Annotated in this window: 15 protein-coding genes; 13 read left to right on the top strand and 2 right to left on the bottom strand. The window is 59.3% G+C overall.

The features are described 5' to 3' along the window. Nucleotide 1: 1 nt before the first annotated feature. The gene (locus Q0U90_RS00075; RefSeq protein WP_297449876.1) at nt 2-493 is read right to left on the bottom strand and encodes a hotdog fold domain-containing protein; all 492 of its coding nucleotides are present in this window, start codon (nt 491-493) and stop codon (nt 2-4) included. Between the two features lie 102 nt (nt 494-595). Further along, complete coding sequence (locus Q0U90_RS00070; RefSeq protein WP_297449874.1) at nt 596-1,303, bottom strand: M23 family metallopeptidase; 708 nt, start codon at nt 1,301-1,303, stop codon at nt 596-598. A gap of 440 nt (nt 1,304-1,743) precedes the next feature. Here Q0U90_RS00070 and Q0U90_RS00065 point away from each other — a divergent pair, with 440 nt between their 5' ends. The 13 genes from Q0U90_RS00065 to Q0U90_RS00005 form a co-directional block, all read left to right on the top strand. Then, nucleotides 1,744-3,417, top strand: coding sequence for a DUF6350 family protein (locus Q0U90_RS00065; protein WP_297449872.1), 1,674 nt, complete (start codon nt 1,744-1,746; stop codon nt 3,415-3,417). Between the two features lie 69 nt (nt 3,418-3,486). Continuing rightward, complete coding sequence (gene purN / locus Q0U90_RS00060) at nt 3,487-4,140, top strand: phosphoribosylglycinamide formyltransferase (protein ID WP_297449870.1); 654 nt, start codon at nt 3,487-3,489, stop codon at nt 4,138-4,140. Continuing rightward, entirely contained in the window at nt 4,137-5,684 is a 1,548-nt protein-coding gene (gene purH, locus Q0U90_RS00055) for a bifunctional phosphoribosylaminoimidazolecarboxamide formyltransferase/IMP cyclohydrolase (protein ID WP_297449867.1), read from the top strand. The genes purN and purH overlap by 4 nt, the downstream gene beginning before the upstream one ends. 144 nt (nt 5,685-5,828) lie before the next feature. After that, nucleotides 5,829-6,449 carry a TetR/AcrR family transcriptional regulator gene (locus Q0U90_RS00050; protein WP_297449865.1) on the top strand — a complete coding sequence of 207 codons (621 nt, stop codon included), beginning with the start codon at nt 5,829-5,831 and terminating at the stop codon, nt 6,447-6,449. Nucleotides 6,450-6,733: 284 nt separating this feature from the next. Continuing rightward, complete coding sequence (locus Q0U90_RS00045) at nt 6,734-8,314, top strand: carboxyl transferase domain-containing protein (protein WP_297449862.1); 1,581 nt, start codon at nt 6,734-6,736, stop codon at nt 8,312-8,314. A gap of 54 nt (nt 8,315-8,368) precedes the next feature. Then, nucleotides 8,369-10,456, top strand: a complete 2,088-nt coding sequence (locus tag Q0U90_RS00040) for an acetyl/propionyl/methylcrotonyl-CoA carboxylase subunit alpha (protein ID WP_297449860.1) — start codon at nt 8,369-8,371, stop codon at nt 10,454-10,456. Between the two features lie 104 nt (nt 10,457-10,560). After that, nucleotides 10,561-11,730, top strand: a complete 1,170-nt coding sequence (locus Q0U90_RS00035) for an acyl-CoA dehydrogenase family protein (RefSeq protein ID WP_297449857.1) — start codon at nt 10,561-10,563, stop codon at nt 11,728-11,730. Between the two features lie 3 nt (nt 11,731-11,733). Then, nucleotides 11,734-12,276, top strand: coding sequence for a MaoC family dehydratase (locus tag Q0U90_RS00030; RefSeq protein WP_297449855.1), 543 nt, complete (start codon nt 11,734-11,736; stop codon nt 12,274-12,276). A gap of 7 nt (nt 12,277-12,283) precedes the next feature. Then, entirely contained in the window at nt 12,284-13,162 is an 879-nt protein-coding gene (locus Q0U90_RS00025; RefSeq protein WP_297449853.1) for a CoA ester lyase, read from the top strand. Nucleotides 13,163-13,297: 135 nt separating this feature from the next. After that, nucleotides 13,298-15,052, top strand: coding sequence for an AMP-binding protein (locus Q0U90_RS00020; RefSeq protein ID WP_297449851.1), 1,755 nt, complete (start codon nt 13,298-13,300; stop codon nt 15,050-15,052). 4 nt (nt 15,053-15,056) lie between these two features. Continuing rightward, entirely contained in the window at nt 15,057-15,809 is a 753-nt protein-coding gene (locus Q0U90_RS00015; RefSeq protein ID WP_297449848.1) for a CoA transferase subunit A, read from the top strand. Beyond that, on the top strand, nt 15,810-16,478 hold the full coding sequence (locus Q0U90_RS00010; protein WP_048760832.1) for a CoA transferase subunit B: 669 nt from the start codon (nt 15,810-15,812) through the stop codon (nt 16,476-16,478). Between the two features lie 69 nt (nt 16,479-16,547). After that, the coding region (locus tag Q0U90_RS00005) for an acetyl-CoA C-acyltransferase (protein ID WP_297449845.1) at nt 16,548-17,310 on the top strand (763 nt) is incomplete at its 3' end.

Below are 17,310 nucleotides of genomic sequence, written 5' to 3'. Positions count from 1 at the left end.
GCTACTTCGGCTTCTTCGCAGTCACCCAGCAGTTGATAGTGGCATCTTGCACTTCAGTGCCGTTGGCATCGGTCAAAACGATGTGGACGGGGAGGTCCACACCACCGGTCTCCGGGGTAATGGTGGAAAAGTCCGGCAACTCAGCCTTGGCGACAGCCGTCAGGCCGCCAACGGAGATTCGCTTGTAGTTCGTCGTCATGCCCTTTGGTACCCAGCGGTGCGTCGTCGGCACGCTGGCCTCACACAGCATGCCCATCGCGAACTCAGCGAGGTTACACGCCGCAATCGCGTGTACAGACTTAATGTGATTGCGCACGCCCCACCAGGCGGGCATATGTGCTATCGCCAGTCCCGGCTGCATAGTCTCTAGCCTGGGGCAGATTGTGCGGAAATATGGTGCCGTCAACGCGGCAGTCAAGGAAAATAAACGCTTGCCGACGACCGGGGTCGCAGCCATCTTCTTCCACATGCGGAAAGTTTTAGTTTCGGACATGTGTCAAGAGTAAATCCCCAGTACCTGCGGGGATAGCGGTTTCTGGAAAATTAATCAGAGGAGCCCTGCACTCGATGAGTGCAGGGCTTTAAAAATGCAAGATTAGTTCAGGCTCAGGCCACGCTGGATGAACCAGGTCACCGGGTCAACCGGAGTGGTGCCATCCGGGTGGATTTCGAAGTGCAGGTGAGTACCGGTGGAGAAGCCACGGTTACCCATGCCGGCGATAACCTGGCCAGCGCGGACATATTCACCAACAGTGACGTAGATGGACTCGATGTGGCCGTAGACAGAAACAGAACCGTCGTCGTGGCGAACGCGAATCCACTGACCGTAGCCCTGAGCCGGACCGGCGTCGATAATGGTGCCGTCCATAACAGACATGATTGGGGTGTTAGTGACGTTAGCCAGGTCGACACCGTAGTGGAAGGTGCCCCAGCGCGGACCGAACGGGGAGGTCAGCAGACCCACAGTCGGGATGGACAGCTTCGGTGCACGAGCGGCCTGATCGCGGGCAACGCGCTCCTGGTTGTACTGCAGGGCAGTAGCGAGGTGAGCGCTGAGGTTGGTGCTCGGGTTGAAGGAGCTAGAAGCCAGCACCATCGGAGCATTGTTCTTCGGCTGAGCAGCTCGGGTCTGAGTGGAAGCCGAGTTCTCCGGAGCCTGGTTATCGGTTTCAGCTGCATGGGCAATCGCATTGGATGATGCGATTGTCGAAGCGGATAGCGCGACCAGTGCTGCGCGAGAAGTTGCGGAAATCTCTACCTTGCGGTGCTTTCCGCCTCCGCGACGAGCATTCAAAAACGTCACTTCAATCTCCCTGCTGACAAACTCTTTGTAACCCAACTGTTATCTAACTCCTGAGATAATAACGGTTCGATATACGGCAAGCAACCCGCGCCCCGAGAAAATGTTTACCGTTTTGTTAGTTTCTATTCAGTAGGTATGTGAAGTTGTTGTAGAAACTGTCCCATGGTTTGTGCGTCTGACATGGGAAAAGCGATGTGCTTTCCGAAGTTTTCGGTAGAGAGCCCTTAATCATGGGGGCGCATGGATGTTACTGAAGTGGTAGAAAATTCATCTGCCGGCTTTCGCGGAGACAATCTTCACGTTCGGGTCCGGGTTCCGCAATGCCTGAACAAAGAGGCGTTGTATATATGGCACTATATGGCCATGGCTGTGACGCGCCCCTGCGCGCCGTTTTATCTATATAGGTCTGTCTGTATAGGTGAGGAAGTCAGCCGGTAATCATGAGACGCGGGAAGGGCGATGTCACTGTGAAAGGCGCGGATTCGCGGAGAGGTTCCTCCAGTAGCGATCGAAACCGGCGAAGCCGCACCGGCGGCAGCGGTGGTAATGGCCGCGCTGTCCGCAGCGAGCACACCACCCGTGCATGGCAAAACACGCAAGCCGGTCAAACAGGGGGCGCGCGCAGCGCAGGTTCAGCCGCTGGCGGTGGCACTGCCACGAAGACGACAGCGGGAGGCCCCGGGGCGTCGTCACGCATCGGACAGCTGCCGGGTATTCGTCGTGTGTTGAGCTCGCCCCGTGCGCGCCGGTTTGCTCTGTCCGTTGCCGGTTCCTATGGTGCCGTGTTGCTGTTCATCGTTTCGGTAGCGCTCATTGGTGTCATCATGCATGGTGCTGGTTTGTCGCCGCTGCCGGCGAGTATTGCGTCGCTGTGGATGATGTTCAACCTCGCGCCGTTCCGCTTCAACGGTACGACGCTGGGGCTCGCGCCAGCGCTGCCTGCGATGGTGATGGTGACATTCATTGCCTGGCGTGTGCGCCGCGAGGTCGCCGACCGTATCAGCATCAAAGATGTGCGCGCACTGGCTGGTTCGTATTTGGGTGCGCCCATCGTGCTCACGATTATCGCGTGGCTCATGCTTTACGACGCATCGAAGGTGTTTCCCCGCGTTCAGACCCCCAGTTTTGGCATTGCGATTGCGGCCACGCTGCTCGTAAACCTTGTGGCCTTAGTGCTGGGGATGGGGCAAAGGCTACTGCGTGCCCTGCTGCTGCGCCGGAAGTTGCCGGAGTGGTTGCTTGGGTCGGCGCGTCTGGCTGGCAGCTATGTGGCATGGCTGTGGCTCGCCGGTGTGGTGCTGACGGTGATTTCCCTGATCTGGCATCGAGAGTTGGTGTCAGAGGCCTTCTCAATCACGGACACCGCTGGAGAGAACCTCGCGGTTAGCGGACTGTCGTTGCTCTATTTGCCGAATGTCGCCTTTGGAGCTGTCGGTGTGCTGGTGGGCGGAAAGGTGACCTTTGGGCCGGCTGAGGCCGGACTCTTTGCGGTGCATCCCGCGCAACTGCCGCCGCTTCCGATTCTGGCGGCTATGCCGCAGTCGCTTACCCACTGGGCATTTGGAGTGCTCATTGTTCTACCGGCAGCAATTGCAGCATGGCGAGTTGTGGCATACCTGAAGAGCAGTACGCCGAAGCAGCCGTACCTCAATGTTGTCATCAGCGCTGTGTGGTCAGCGGTATTCCTTATGATGCTGGCCTGGTTGCTGGGTGGAGAGGTCGGAATCTTTGGTTGGGCTGGTGCCTCGTGGTGGCTGACCGGGCTGTTGGGTTCAATCTGGCTGGTCGTACCAGGCGCAATCGTGGTTGTCGCGATGACGGGTGTGCCATCCATGGGCAGGGACAATGACGTTCCTGAAGTGGCCGCTGAGAAGTTCCCCGCGGAGTCTGATGGAGATGCAGACGAAGCAGCCGAGGCTGAAGGCTCGGATGATGTCGACGAATCTGGGGAAGCCGAGGAGTCTGAGGAAATCGTCGATGGGGAGGTTATAGCGATCTCTGAGGATGCTGCTGATTCTGACGATGCCGCGGAAGAAGACGCGGACGTGGAAGAAGATGCCGACGACCCCGAGGAGGGTGGCGACGGGGAACCGTCGTCAAGCGAAAAGAGCTGAGAAAGCGGCTAAGCCAACTTAGGGGGAGCGGAATTTGGGGTCCATGCCGGGCTGGGTAAGCTAAACGCCGTGACTGAAGCACAGCCCGTCGCAGAAAATTCGCACGATACTTCCTCTAACAAACAGCTCCGCATCGTAGTCCTGGCCTCTGGCCTGGGCTCGCTTTTGCAGTCGATGCTAGAAATGCTGGACGCTGAAAAGGTTCAGATTGTCGCGGTTGGTTCGGACAAGGATTGTCCGGCGCTGAAGAGGGCTCAAGACTTTGACATCCCAACTTTCCAGGTGCCTTTCGACGCTGAGGCGAAGAAGGACCGAGAAGGCTGGGATGTTCGTGTTTTAGAGGCCGTGAACAGTTTTTCGCCGGATATCGTTGTCTCGGCGGGTTTCATGCGCATTCTGGGGCCATCCTTTGTAGCGGCCTACAGCAATCGCATTATTAATACGCACCCAGCGCTGCTGCCGTCCTTTCCAGGGGCGCGTGCGGTACCGGATGCACTTGACTATGGGGTGAAGGTCACCGGCACGACCGTGCATATCGTTGATAATGGAGTGGACACCGGGCCGATTCTGGCGCAACAGCCAGTGGCCGTCGAGGACGACGACACGGTGGAGACTCTGCACGAACGAATCAAGGTTGTCGAACGCCGACTCCTGGTTGATGTATTGCACTCGATAGCCGATCACGGAATTGAGCGTGACGGACGAAAGGCTTATCTGAAATGACCAACGACAACACGCAGCGTAAACCCATCAAGCGCGCTCTGATTAGCGTCTACGACAAGACCGGCCTCGAGGAGCTGGCTCGTAACCTGCACGAGGCGGGCGTGGAAATCGTTTCCACTGGTTCCACTGCCGGCAAGATTGCCGCAGCTGGTGTGCCTGTCACTCCGGTCGAGGATCTCACAGGTTTCCCGGAATGCCTCGAGGGTCGTGTGAAGACGCTGCACCCGCGCGTTCACGCTGGCATTCTGGCGGATACTCGCAAGGAAGACCACCTGGCTCAGCTGAAGGAGCTCGGCGTGGAGGCCTTTCAGCTCGTTGTCGTTAACCTGTACCCGTTCCGGGAGACCGTTGCCTCGGGCGCTTCCTACGACGAGTGTGTGGAGCAGATTGACATCGGAGGCCCGTCGATGGTTCGCGCTGCGGCGAAGAACCACCCGTCGGTTGCCATCGTGGTCGACCCGGCTCGCTACGGCGATGTCGCTGCCGCCGTGAAGGAGGGGGGCTTCACCCTGGAGCAGCGCCGCGAGTTTGCTCGCGACGCCTTCTTGCACACCGCTGACTACGATGCAGCTGTGTCCAGCTGGTTTGTTGAGCAGCTCGGTGGCGCTGAGGAGAATGCTCCGACTCCGCTGCGCTACGGCGAGAACTCTCACCAGTCGGCAACTCTGACCCGTATCGGCACCAAGGGCCTGGCAAACGCCGAGCAGCTCAACGGCAAGGAGATGTCGTACAACAACTACCAGGATGCCGACGCCGCATGGCGTGCAGCCTGGGATCACGAGCGTCCGTGTGTGGCGATTATCAAGCACGCTAACCCGTGCGGCATCGCAGTCTCGGACGAGTCCATCGCCGCAGCTCACCGTGCTGCCCACGCATGTGACCCGATGTCCGCATTCGGTGGCGTCATCGCAGTCAACCGCGAGGTTTCCGTAGAGATGGCCGAGCAGGTCAAGGACATCTTCACCGAGGTCATCGTCGCTCCGTCCTACGAAGATGGTGCCGTTGAGGTCCTGAAGGCCAAGAAGAATCTGCGCATCCTCGTCGCCGAGTATGAAGCACCGACTACTGAGAATAAGTTCATTTCCGGCGGTCTGCTCACCCAGGATCCGGATACTTACCAGGCAGAGGGCGACAAGCCGGAGAACTGGGAGCTGGCCACAGGTGAGGCTCTATCCACCGAAGAGCTGGCTGAGCTCGAGTTTGCGTGGCGCTCCGTCCGCGCTGTGAAGTCCAACGCCATTTTGCTGTCCAAGAACAACGCCACTGTCGGTGTCGGTATGGGCCAGGTCAACCGTGTGGACTCCGCAAAGCTCGCCGTTGAGCGCGCGAATACGCTTGCCGACGGTGAAAACCGTACTGAAGGTTCCTACGCTGCGTCCGATGCCTTTTTCCCGTTCGCTGACGGCCTGCAGGTCCTGATTGATGCCGGTGTGAAGGCAGTTGTTCAGCCGGGCGGCTCCATCCGTGATGAAGAGGTCATCGCTGCTGCCAAGGAAGCTGGCGTCACCATGTACATGACTGGTACTCGCCACTTCTTCCACTAGTTCCTTTCCCGATAATCCTTTGCCCGCTATGTCCCTTTTGCGGGTAGAGCGTTAACCGCCGAGGTGCCAGCTGGTGTCTCGGCGGTTTTCTATGTGAAAAGATTCCCAGACGCTCGCGTGCAAACACGTTTAACATAAGGGTTTATGTCACGTAGAGCCGAAGCAAGGCAGCGTCGGGAGGCAGAGATTCTCTCCGCTGCCGCCGCGATTATTGCCGACCGAGGGTTTCATCAGACTCGGTTGGAGGATGTCGGCTCTGCTGTCGGCATTTCGGGCCCAGCTCTTTACCGCTATTTCAGCGGCAAAGAAGAGTTGTTGGCACAGATTCTGATTGATATTTCCATCCGGCTTGTCGACGGCGCTAGAGCAGTACTTGACCGTGCAAAGAGTAATGACTGGGGGCCGGCGGAAACGCTCAAGGGGCTGCTCGAGCATCATGTGCACTTTGCTGTAACCGAGCCCGACCGTATTCGTGTCCAAGAGCGGGAAGGTGGAAATCTAGCGCCAGAGCAGAGCGCAAAAGTGCGCTCCTTACAGCGGCTTTACATGGTTATGTGGGTGGATGCGCTGCGGGAGCTGCAACCCGAACTCAGCTCCGATGATGCACAGCTTAAAGTGCAGCTAACCGCTGGTTTGATTAACTCTTCCAGGCATGTGCTCAAGTGGGCAGGTCCGGAGGCTACCAGGGAAAATGCCTTCGATATGGCTCTCGCTGCCATGGGAATCAAAAAACCAATAATGGGAATTAATTTTTCAGCCGTTTGACCTCGCTGCTGTTATGCAGTGTGAGGGCAGGCGGCTTTGTTGTGTGGGGCGGTGGATGCACATGAAGGGATGAATTCACCCCCGAAACAGATTCTGTGGAAAAAGTTTTACCGACGTGCAGATTGGGTGTCTACCTGGGTGGATTCTGGCTATTGTAGGCCGGTTGGCGACCTGGCGGGGGTGGAAGTGTGGTCTATAAAACAAAATATCTTGTGAGGTGACTGGGGTCACACTAATCTTTCCGGAAAGAAAGTTAATAGTCATTAACGGAAAGTATTTCGCCCATGACTCACGCCCCAGCATTGACCAACCGGCAGCGCCACGAAGAGCTTGTTGCAGAGCTCAAGGAACTGCTCAGTACAACTGCACGAGGTGGTTCCGAACGCGCTCGTGCCCGTCATATCTCTCGAGGCAAGCTGCTGCCGCGTCAGCGCATTAATCAGTTGCTTGACCCCGGTAGCCCTTTCCTTGAGGTTGCGCCCCTGGCCGCTCACGAAATGTACGGTGGCAAGGTTCCTGCTGCTGGCGTCATCGCCGGTATCGGCATCATCGAAGGCCGTCGCTGCCTAGTCGTTGCCAATGACGCAACCGTCTCCGGCGGGACGTACTACCCACTGACTGTTAAGAAGCACCTGCGCGCACAGGAGATTGCCAGCCTCAACCACCTGCCGTGCATTTACCTGGTGGACTCCGGTGGAGCCATGCTGCTCAATCAGGATGAAGTTTTCCCGGATCGCGACCACTTCGGTCGCATCTTCTACAACCAGGCCAACCTCTCTGCTCGCGGCATCCCACAGATTGCAGCTGTGATGGGGTCGTGTACTGCCGGTGGCGCGTACGTGCCGGCAATGAGCGACGAAGCGGTCATTGTGAAAAACCAGGGCACCATCTTCCTTGCCGGCCCGCCATTGGTTAAGGCGGCAACTGGTGAAGATGTCACCCCAGAGGACCTCGGCGGCGGCGAACTGCACTCCAAGACCTCTGGAGTTACCGACCACCTAGCTGTCAACGACGCTGACGCGCTGCGTCGCGTCCGCGATATCGTCGCCACTCTGCCGAAGGACCCAGAGGTTCCGTGGGACACCGAGCCCACTGTCGCCCCGACTCGTAACCAGACCGATCTCTACGATGTTGTCCCCGTCGATGCCAAGGTGCCTTACGACGTCCACGAGGTTATCGAAATCATCGTTGACGGTGGCCAGTACCAGGAGTTCAAGGCAGAATTCGGCACCACCTTGGTCACTGCTTTCGCTCGCATCCACGGCCACCGCGTTGGCATTATCGCCAACAACGGCATCCTCTTTGCCGAGTCCGCGCAGAAGGGCGCGCACTTCATCGAGCTGTGTGATCAGCGTGGCATCCCACTGGTATTCCTGCAGAACACCACGGGCTTCATGGTCGGTCGCGAATACGAGGCCGGCGGTATCGCAAAGCACGGCGCCAAGATGGTCAATGCCGTGGCCACCACCCGCGTGCCCAAGTTCACCGTCGTCATCGGTGGTGCCTTCGGTGCCGGCAACTACTCCATGTGCGGTCGCGCCTATTCGCCGCGCTTCCTCTGGATGTGGCCGAATGCTCGCATCTCTGTCATGGGTGGTCCGCAGGCGGCGATGACGTTGTCAACGGTCCGCCGCAACCAGATTGAACGCTCGGGTGAGAACTGGTCACAGGAGGAGCAGGAGGAGTTCGAAGCTCCGATTCGCAGCCAGTTTGAACGCCAGTCGCACTGCTATTACTCATCGGCTCGCCTGTGGGATGACGGTGTCATCGATCCCGCAGATACCCGTCGAATTCTCGGTATGGCCCTCGATGTGGCAAGTGGCGCACCCCTGGATGAACAGGGCTTCGGCGTCTTCCGCATGTAGTAACCCGCTAAAAATCTTGACACCGCTTTTTCTGGAAAGGAAATGAAAGGGCACATGACAGCGCACAACACGCAGCCCCACGCAGCTGGCGGCAGCCTGAGTACCGTATTGGTCGCAAACCGCGGGGAGATCGCCTGCCGCATTATCCGCACTCTTCGTGACAACGGTATTCGCTCCGTCGCGGTCTACTCGGACGCCGACGCGGACGCTCCACACGTCCGCATGGCCGATATGGCCATCCACATTGGTCCATCCCCGGCACGCGAGTCATACCTGGTCATCGACAAGATTATCGATGCCGCTCGCCGCTGTAACGCAGACGGAATTCACCCCGGTTACGGCTTCCTGTCTGAAAACGCAGACTTCGCCACTGCCTGTGAGGAAGCAGGCATCGAATTCATCGGCCCACCGGCCAGCGCCATCAACACCATGGGCGATAAGATTTCCGCCCGCGCCGCCGTCGAAGCTCGGGATGTTCCCACCGTGCCGGGACTGTCTCGCCCAGGGCTTAGCGACGAGGACCTCATTGAGGCAGCCCCATCGATTGGCTTTCCAGTACTGATTAAGCCATCGGCAGGCGGTGGCGGCAAGGGTATGCACCGTGTGGAAAACGCGGCTGACCTGCCGGCTGCGCTCGCAACAGCTCGTCGTGAAGCGGCGGGTGCCTTCGGCGATGACTCCCTTTTCATCGAGCACTTTGTCGACACCCCGCGACACATTGAGGTGCAGATTCTTGCAGACAAGCACGGCAATGTAATCCACCTGGGTGAGCGTGAGTGCTCGCTGCAGCGACGTCATCAGAAAGTCATTGAGGAAGCGCCGAGCCCTCTGCTGGATGAGGAAACTCGAAGCGCAATTGGTGAAGCGGCCTGTGACGCGGCCCGTTCGGTTGGCTATGTCGGCGCGGGCACGGTGGAGTTCATTGTGCCGGCGAAGGACCCGTCGTCGTTCTTCTTTATGGAGATGAACACGCGTCTGCAGGTTGAGCACCCCGTCACTGAGCAGGTCACTGGCCTGGATCTGGTGGCACTGCAGGTTGACATTGCCTCGGGACGCCCACTGCCGGTCGCGCAGGAAGACGTGACGCTTACCGGGCACTCGATTGAAGCTCGCGTGTACGCCGAGGACCCAGCGGCGGGATTCCTGCCCACTGGTGGCACGGTCACGCGCGTCGTCGAGCCCAGCGGGGCAGGCATTCGAGTCGATTCCGGCATCGTCGACGGCTCGGAGGTCTCCTCGCTCTATGACCCGATGCTGATGAAAATCATCTCTCACGGTGAAAACCGTGAGCAGGCGCTGGAGCGACTGGATCAGGCTTTGGGAGACACCGTTGTTGCAGGTGTCGGAGTCAATATCGATTTCTGCCGCTACCTGCTAAACATCCCTGAGGTTCGCGCCGGCGACCTGGACACAGGGCTTCTCGACCGCGTTGCGGAGGGCTTCGCCACCACCGATACCCCAGACGATGTGTATCTCGCCGCCGCGATGAACTGGTTGACCACCCGCTTTGAAGAAGCCATCGACTCACCGTGGCTCACCCCGGATGGCTGGCGTGCCAGTGCGCCAGCCGCACAGCGCATTCGCTTCGGGGCAGGGGAGGACTCACGACTGATTTCGATTGTGGGCACCCCGGCGAGTGCTGACGTCATTGTCGGTGACGTAGTCGCAGGTCTGTCGGCCGAAGCGGAGAACGAAGACACCGACATCCCGGAGCCGCGGAACTACAAAGTTTCCGTCTACCGCGACGGAGAGCGCTTGCGTATCGTCCGCGATGGCGTCGCACAGCACTTCCTAGTTGAGACCATCGACAATGCGGGATTGGCGAACCATGAGGAATACGTCGTCGCCGGTGCCCACGGCACGTGGGTGCTGCCTCGTACCGAGGTAGTCACCACCGGTGCCGAAGCCGACGGCGGCGGCTCCGGGGTCATCCAAGCTCCGATGCCCGGCGCGATTATCGCGCTGGCGGTGGAGGAGGGAGCCCACGTCGAAGTTGGCGATGCTCTGCTGGTCATGGAGGCCATGAAGATGGAGCACACACTCACTGCCGAAGTCGCAGGTGAGGTCAGCTTCACGGTCGCGCCGGGCGACCAGGTCACAGGTGATCAGCAGCTGGCCGTCATCAATGTGGTCGAGGACTAACAGGCTACACAACCGCACAGACCGCACAAGTACATATACACAGCACACACACGATTTCCACCTACTAGGTCCCACACCTAGAAAAATTTCAAGGAGCACTCACCATGTCTGAAAGCACCAAGATTGCAACCGCCATCCTCGACGACGAGTACGTGGAACTGCAGAAGGTAGTTCGCGAATTCGCCAACGAAGTTGTTGCCCCGGTCTCCGCCGAGCACGACCGAAACCACACCTTCCCGTACGAGGTCGTCTCCCAGATGGGCGAGATGGGCCTTTTCGGGCTGCCATTCCCCGAGGAAGTCGGAGGTATGGGTGGTGACTACCTGTCCTTCGGTATTGCTCTGGAAGAGTTGGCCAAGGTCGATCAGTCCGTCGCCATCACCCTGGAAGCGGGCGTTGGCCTGGGAGCCATGCCGATCTTCCACTTCGGTAATGACAAGCAGAAGGAGACCTACCTGCCGGACCTGACGGCGGGCAAGAAGCTCGCCGGTTTCGGCCTCACCGAGCCGGATGCGGGCTCCGATGCCGGTGCCACTCGCACCACCGCCCGTGAGGACGGCGATGATTTCATCATCAACGGCGCAAAGCAGTTCATCACCAACTCCGGCACAGACATCACTTCGCTGGTGACCGTTACTGCAGTCACCGGCGAGAAGGAAGATGGCAAGAAGGAGATTTCCACCATCATCGTGCCGAGCGGCACGGAGGGCTTCGTCGCAGAACCGGCTTACGACAAGGTCGGTTGGAACGCCTCCGACACCCACCCGCTGACTTTCACCGATGTCCGCGTCCCGCAGGAGAACCTGCTGGGCACCCGCGGTCGCGGCTTCGCTAACTTCCTGTCCATCCTGGCCGAGGGGCGTGTTGCAATCGCAGCGCTTGCCACCGGTGCCGCCCAGGGCTGTGTCGATGAGTCGGTCCGCCACGCCAAGGAACGCCAGTCCATGGGCCGTGCAATCGGTGAGTACCAGGCTGTTTCCTTCAAGATTGCTCGAATGGAAGCGCGTGCGCATGCCGCACGTATGGCGTGGTACGACGCAGCCGCAAAGATGGCCGCGGGCGCAGATTTCCGTCGTGAAGCGTACATCGCCAAGATGATTGCCTCCGAGGCCGCGATGGACAACGCCCGTGACGCGACACAGATTTTCGGTGGCTACGGATTCATGAACGAATACCGCGTGGCACGCCACTACCGCGACTCCAAGATCCTGGAGATCGGCGAGGGCACCACCGAGGTCCAGCTCATGCTGATCGCTCGCGGATTGGGGCTGTAAAAAATGGCTGACAACAACGCAACCGACATCACCCGCGATGTCGTCCAGCGCGGACTGTGGTTCGAAGAGTACGAGGTCGGCGCGCGCTACCTGCACCGACCCGGGCGCACCGTCACCGAAACCGATGACGTCCTCTTCACGACCCTGACCATGAACACCCAGCCACTGCACCTGGATGCGCACTGGTCGAGCCAGCAGCCGGGATTCGGCGGCGAGCGTCTGGTCAACTCCATGTGGACGCTGTCTACAGTGGTGGGACTGTCCGTCAGCCAGCTGACGCTCGGCACCATTGTCGCCAACCTCGGTTTTACCGAAGTGGCGTTTCCCGCCCCAATGTTCCACGGCGACACCCTGTACGCAGAGACCGTCTGCCGCAACAAACGCCTATCCAAGTCCCGCCCCAACCAGGGCATTGTTGAGCTCGAGCACATCGGCCGCAACCAGGACGGCACCGTCGTCTGCCGCGCTGTTCGCTCCACACTCGTCCAATGCGCACCGAGTTCGCTTGACGACGGCCCCGAGAACTCGGCCGCAGCGGGGAAGTGAGTGACCCATGTCTACGCATAACCCCTGGCAGCCGCTAGGCCCTGCAATTCTGTTTGCGCCGGCCGACAGGCCAGAACGGTTCGCTAAAGCCGCTGACCGTGCCGACATGGTGATTCTTGACCTGGAGGACGGCTGTCGCGCAGAAAACCGTGAGGCTGCCCGCGAGGCGATCGCATCCTGTGACCTTGATCCGGCCCGCACCATTGTGCGTGTCAACCCGCCGGAAGTTGAGGACTACGCAGCGGATATTGACATGCTGCGGGGCACCGAATTCCGCCAGGTGATGCTGCCCAAGGCGTCCTCGGCAAAACAAGTGGATGACTTGGTGGCGGCACTGGGGGAGAAGACCCAGGTCATTGCCCTGATTGAAACTCCGCTTGGGGTCATGCGCGCCGAAGAGCTGGCGCAGGCCGATGGTGTCGTTGCACTGTTCTGGGGCGCAGAGGACCTGGTGGCGGGGATGGCGGGAACATCGTCACGATTTAGCGAAGCAGAGGCCGCACTCGCGCCGGGCCGTATCCATGCGGGCAGCTACCGCAGCGTGGCAGTGCATACCCGCAGCCACGTTCACCTGGCGGCGGCTGCGCACGGTAAGGCCAGCCTGGATTCCATTTACGTGAATATCTCCGACACCGATGGTCTAGCTGCAGAGGCAGCTGATGCCGCGGCGTTAGGATTTGCTGCCACTGTTTGCATCCACCCAGGTCAGGTCCCGACCATCCGCCAAGCGTACCGACCCAGCGACGAGGAAATCGACTGGGCGCGTCGACTCTTGGCGGAAGCAGAAAAGAACACCGGAGCCTTCAGCTTTGATGGCCAAATGGTGGATGCGCCGCTCTTCCGTCAGGCAGAGGCTATTGCCAGGCGGGCCGCTGTAACCGGTTAGGCGGATATCCATCCCGTCGTCCGCGTATACATCCCGCGTACACACCTTCTTTCCAACTCCACATTTTTCTAAACACATTTCCCTCACACGCTCCGCACGATGCGGAGTCACTCAAAAAACCAAGGAGGTCTCCCCATGACCGCGACATTGAAGAACCACGCAGAACAGCGCGCTGCTGATCCTTCGAAGCTGCCGGAGGGCTTCACCACTGTACCGGCACCGTACGGCAAGGATGTTGTCGATGCCGATGGCAACAAGATGAGCCACGTGTTCGGAGCTGGCATTGAGCAAGGTGCCGCTCCACTTCGCGATGAGACTCTCGGTGAGAACCTGCGTGCCATTGTGGAGAAGTTCCCATCCCGCGACGCCATCGTTGACGTCTACGCGGACGTCTCCTTTACCTTTGAGCGTTTTTACAACCGAGTTCTGCGTCTGGCCAGTGCTTTCATCCGTGAAGGGTACCGTCCGGGAGATCGTATTGGTATTTGGTCCACTAACCGTTGGGAGTGGACCGTAGTGCAGTACGCCTGCCACCACATCGGCCTGGTGCTGGTCAACATCAATCCGGCCTACCGCCAGCACGAGCTGAACTACGTGCTGGAAAAGGCAGGCGTGCGCATGGTGTTTGCCGCCCGCCGCTACAAGGACTCCGACTACCGAACCATGCTGATTGAGGCATCCAAGCAGCGCGGTGTACGCCTGGACAAGGTCATCTACTTCGGCTCCTCCGAGTGGTACGAGCACATGCACAGCGACATCGACGACTTGAGTGAGTACACCTCGCAGTTGCACCCGGATGACCCGATTAACATCCAGTTCACGTCGGGTACCACGGGCTTTCCCAAGGGCGCTACGCTGACTCACCGCAACTTGCTGAACAACGGCTACTTCATCGGTGAGCTGTTGGGCTACACCGAGACCGACCGCATCTGTGTTCCGGTGCCGTTCTTCCACACCTTCGGCATGGTGATTGGCACCTTCGCGGCCTTTACTCACGGCGCCGCCATTGTTATCCCGGCTCCATCGTTCAAGGCCCGCGAGACACTCAAGGCTGTGCACTCGGCCAAGGCAACGAGCCTCTACGGTGTGCCGACGATGTTCATCAATGAGCTTGAAGAAGCCCACGACCAGGAGGAATACGGATCTCCGTACGACCTGTCGATGCTGCGCACAGGTGTCATGGCAGGTACTTCGTGTCCGTCGAAGACCATGCGCGAGGTGATGGACAAGCTCAATATGAGCGAGATTGCCATCTGCTACGGCATGACGGAGACCTCACCGGTGTCCTTCCAGACCCGCGCGGATTCCCCGTTGGAGAAGCGCGTCAACACCGTTGGGCAGATCATGCCGCACCTGGAAGCTCGCATCATCTGTGAAGACACGGGCGAGACGCTGCCACGAGGTCAGCAGGGCGAGGTTGTCGTCCGTGGTTACTCCGTGATGAAGGAGTACTGGGAGCACCCGGAAAAGACCGCCGAAGCTATCGACGCCGACGGTTGGATGCACACCGGCGACTTGGGCGTACTTGATGACGAGGGCTACCTGTCCATCACCGGTCGTATTAAGGACATGCTCATTCGCGGTGGTGAGAATATCTACCCGCGTGAGATTGAAGAGTTCCTGTTCACTCACCCGGCTGTCGTCGATGCACAGGTCATCGGTGTGCCGGATGACAAGTATGGCGAAGAAATCATGGCCTGGGTGATTCTGCACGACGATGTGGAAGATTTCACTGCAGAGGATGTGGCGGCCTTTGCCCACGGCAAGCTGTCGCGTCACAAGATCCCGCGCTATGTCCACGTTGTCGAAGAGTTCCCGATGACCGCGTCGGGCAAGGTCCGCAAGGTCGAAATGCGTGAGATGGCTCCGCGAATCCTGGGTTGGGTGTAGGCCAATGTCGAAAACAACTGATCAGACCGGCCGAGAGCTTGTCGCAGGCCTCGTAACTGATGGAATGACCCTGGCAGTCGGCGGCTTCGGTCTGTGCGGTGTGCCGTACACGCTCATCGAAGGTGTGCGTGATTCCGGAGCAAAGGACCTCACCATCGTGTCCAACAACATGGGCATTGACGGTACTGGGCTCGGCATCCTGCTGGAGAACAAGCAGGTGGCAAAGGTAGTCGCCTCCTACGTCGGTGAGAACAAGGAGTTCGCACGCCAGTATCTGGAGGGCGAAATTGAGGTGGAGTTCACCCCTCAGGGCACTCTGGCAGAGCGGCTTCGCGCAGGGGGCGCGGGTATTCCCGCGTTTTACACCGCAACCGGCGTCGGCACGCTCGTTGCAGAGGGCAAGCCCCACGCTGAGTTCGACGGACGGACCTACGTGCAGGAACGTGGCATCGTAGCCGACATTGGCCTGGTCCACGCTTACCACGGTGATATTGACGGCAACCTCATCTATCGCCGGACAGCACAGAACTTCAATCCGCTGTGTGCGGCATCCGGCAGGGTGACCGTTGCCGAGGTCGAGCATTTGTTGGGGCGCGGTGAGATTGACCCGGACCTTGTGATGACTCCGGGAGTTCATATCCAGCACGTCGTCCGCGGTGATGGACGCGAGAAGCTCATTGAAAAGCGCACAACTCGCCCGCGCAATACCAATTCCAGCCACGATGCCGGTGACGCGGCAGCAGGGGAGGAGATTTAAATGGCACCGACGACGACAATCTTGGACAAGGGCTGGAGCCGTGACGAAATGGCACAGCAGGCCGCCGAAGAACTGCGCGATGGCGACTACGTGAATCTGGGAATCGGCATTCCGACGCTGGTCGCAAACCATATTCCCGAAGGCGTGCGAGTCTTGCTACAGAGCGAAAACGGCATCTTGGGCATGGGGGCTTTCCCGTATGAGGGCGACGAGGACGCCGACCTCATCAACGCGGGCAAGCAGACGGTGACGTTGGTGCCGGGCGCGGCAATCTTCGACTCCGCTACCAGCTTCGGCATGATTCGCGGTGGTGCCGTGAAGATGGCTGTGCTGGGCGCGATGGAGGTCAGTCAGTGCGGTGACCTGGCCAACTGGATGATTCCGGGAAAGATGGTCAAGGGCATGGGCGGCGCGATGGATTTGGTCGCCGGGACCCCTCGAGTGGTGGTTTTAACTGACCATGTTTCCAAAGATGGCAAACCAAAATTGGTAAAAGCCTGCGAACTGCCCCTCACAGGTGCGAAAGTAGTGAAAAGGATTATTAGCAACCTGGGAAGCTTCGATGTCGCTGATGATCACCTGGTGCTGCGCAGGCTGGCACCCGGGGTGACGCTGGCTGATATCGAGGCCAACACCGAAGCCGCATACGTGGTTGACCTCGAAAATTAAATACATCAAAGTATGCAGCACTCGCAGTCAGTCCACGCTCATCAGATTTTTACTTAGGAGAATCCATCAATGAGTAACCTTCCAGCTCCCAGCCCGAATGATGTCGTTATCCTCGCTGGTGCCCGCACCCCGCAGGGCAAGCTGCTCGGCCAGCTGGCACCGCTTACTTCCGTCGACCTGGGTGCGCATGCGGTCAAGCACGCTATCGAGCGTTCGGGTGTCGCCCCGGAAGAGGTTCAGCACGTTGTCCTCGGTCAGGTAATTCTCGCGGGCGCAGGTCAAAACCCAGCTCGCCAGGTCGCCATCAAGGCGGGTCTGCCGTGGAACACGACTGCTGAGATTGTCAACAAGGTCTGTCTCTCCGGTCTAAACGCTGTCATTCACGCCGCTCGCATGATTCGTCTCGGGGACGCAGATGTCGTCGTCGCAGGTGGCCAAGAGTCCATGACTCACGCTCCGCACGTCGCTCGCGGCGTTCGCCAGGGCAAGTCCTTCGGTGCGCTGAAGCTGGAGGACACCCTGGAGCGCGATGGTCTGGTCGACTCCTTCGATGGCGTGTCCATGGGGACGCTTACCGACGGTCCGAACAGCGACCTCGGCATTAGCCGCGAACAGCAGGACGAGGTTGCGGCAGCTTCTCACCAGCGTGCAGCTAAGGCGCAGGAAGAGGGCATCTTCGCGCAGGAGATTGCTCCGATTGAGATTCCGCAGCGCAAGGGTGACCCGGTAGTCGTCGATACCGACCAGGGCATCCGCCCGGACACTACTGTGGAATCGCTGGCTAAGCTGCGCCCGGTCTTCCTGAAGGAAAACGGCACCATCACTGCCGGTA

The sequence above is a fragment of the uncultured Corynebacterium sp. genome (genome assembly GCF_946998835.1).
Taxonomy (GTDB): Bacteria; Actinomycetota; Actinomycetes; order Mycobacteriales; family Mycobacteriaceae; genus Corynebacterium.
Note: the sequence above shows the minus strand (reverse complement) of the source record. Positions and strands in the feature narration are given on the sequence as shown.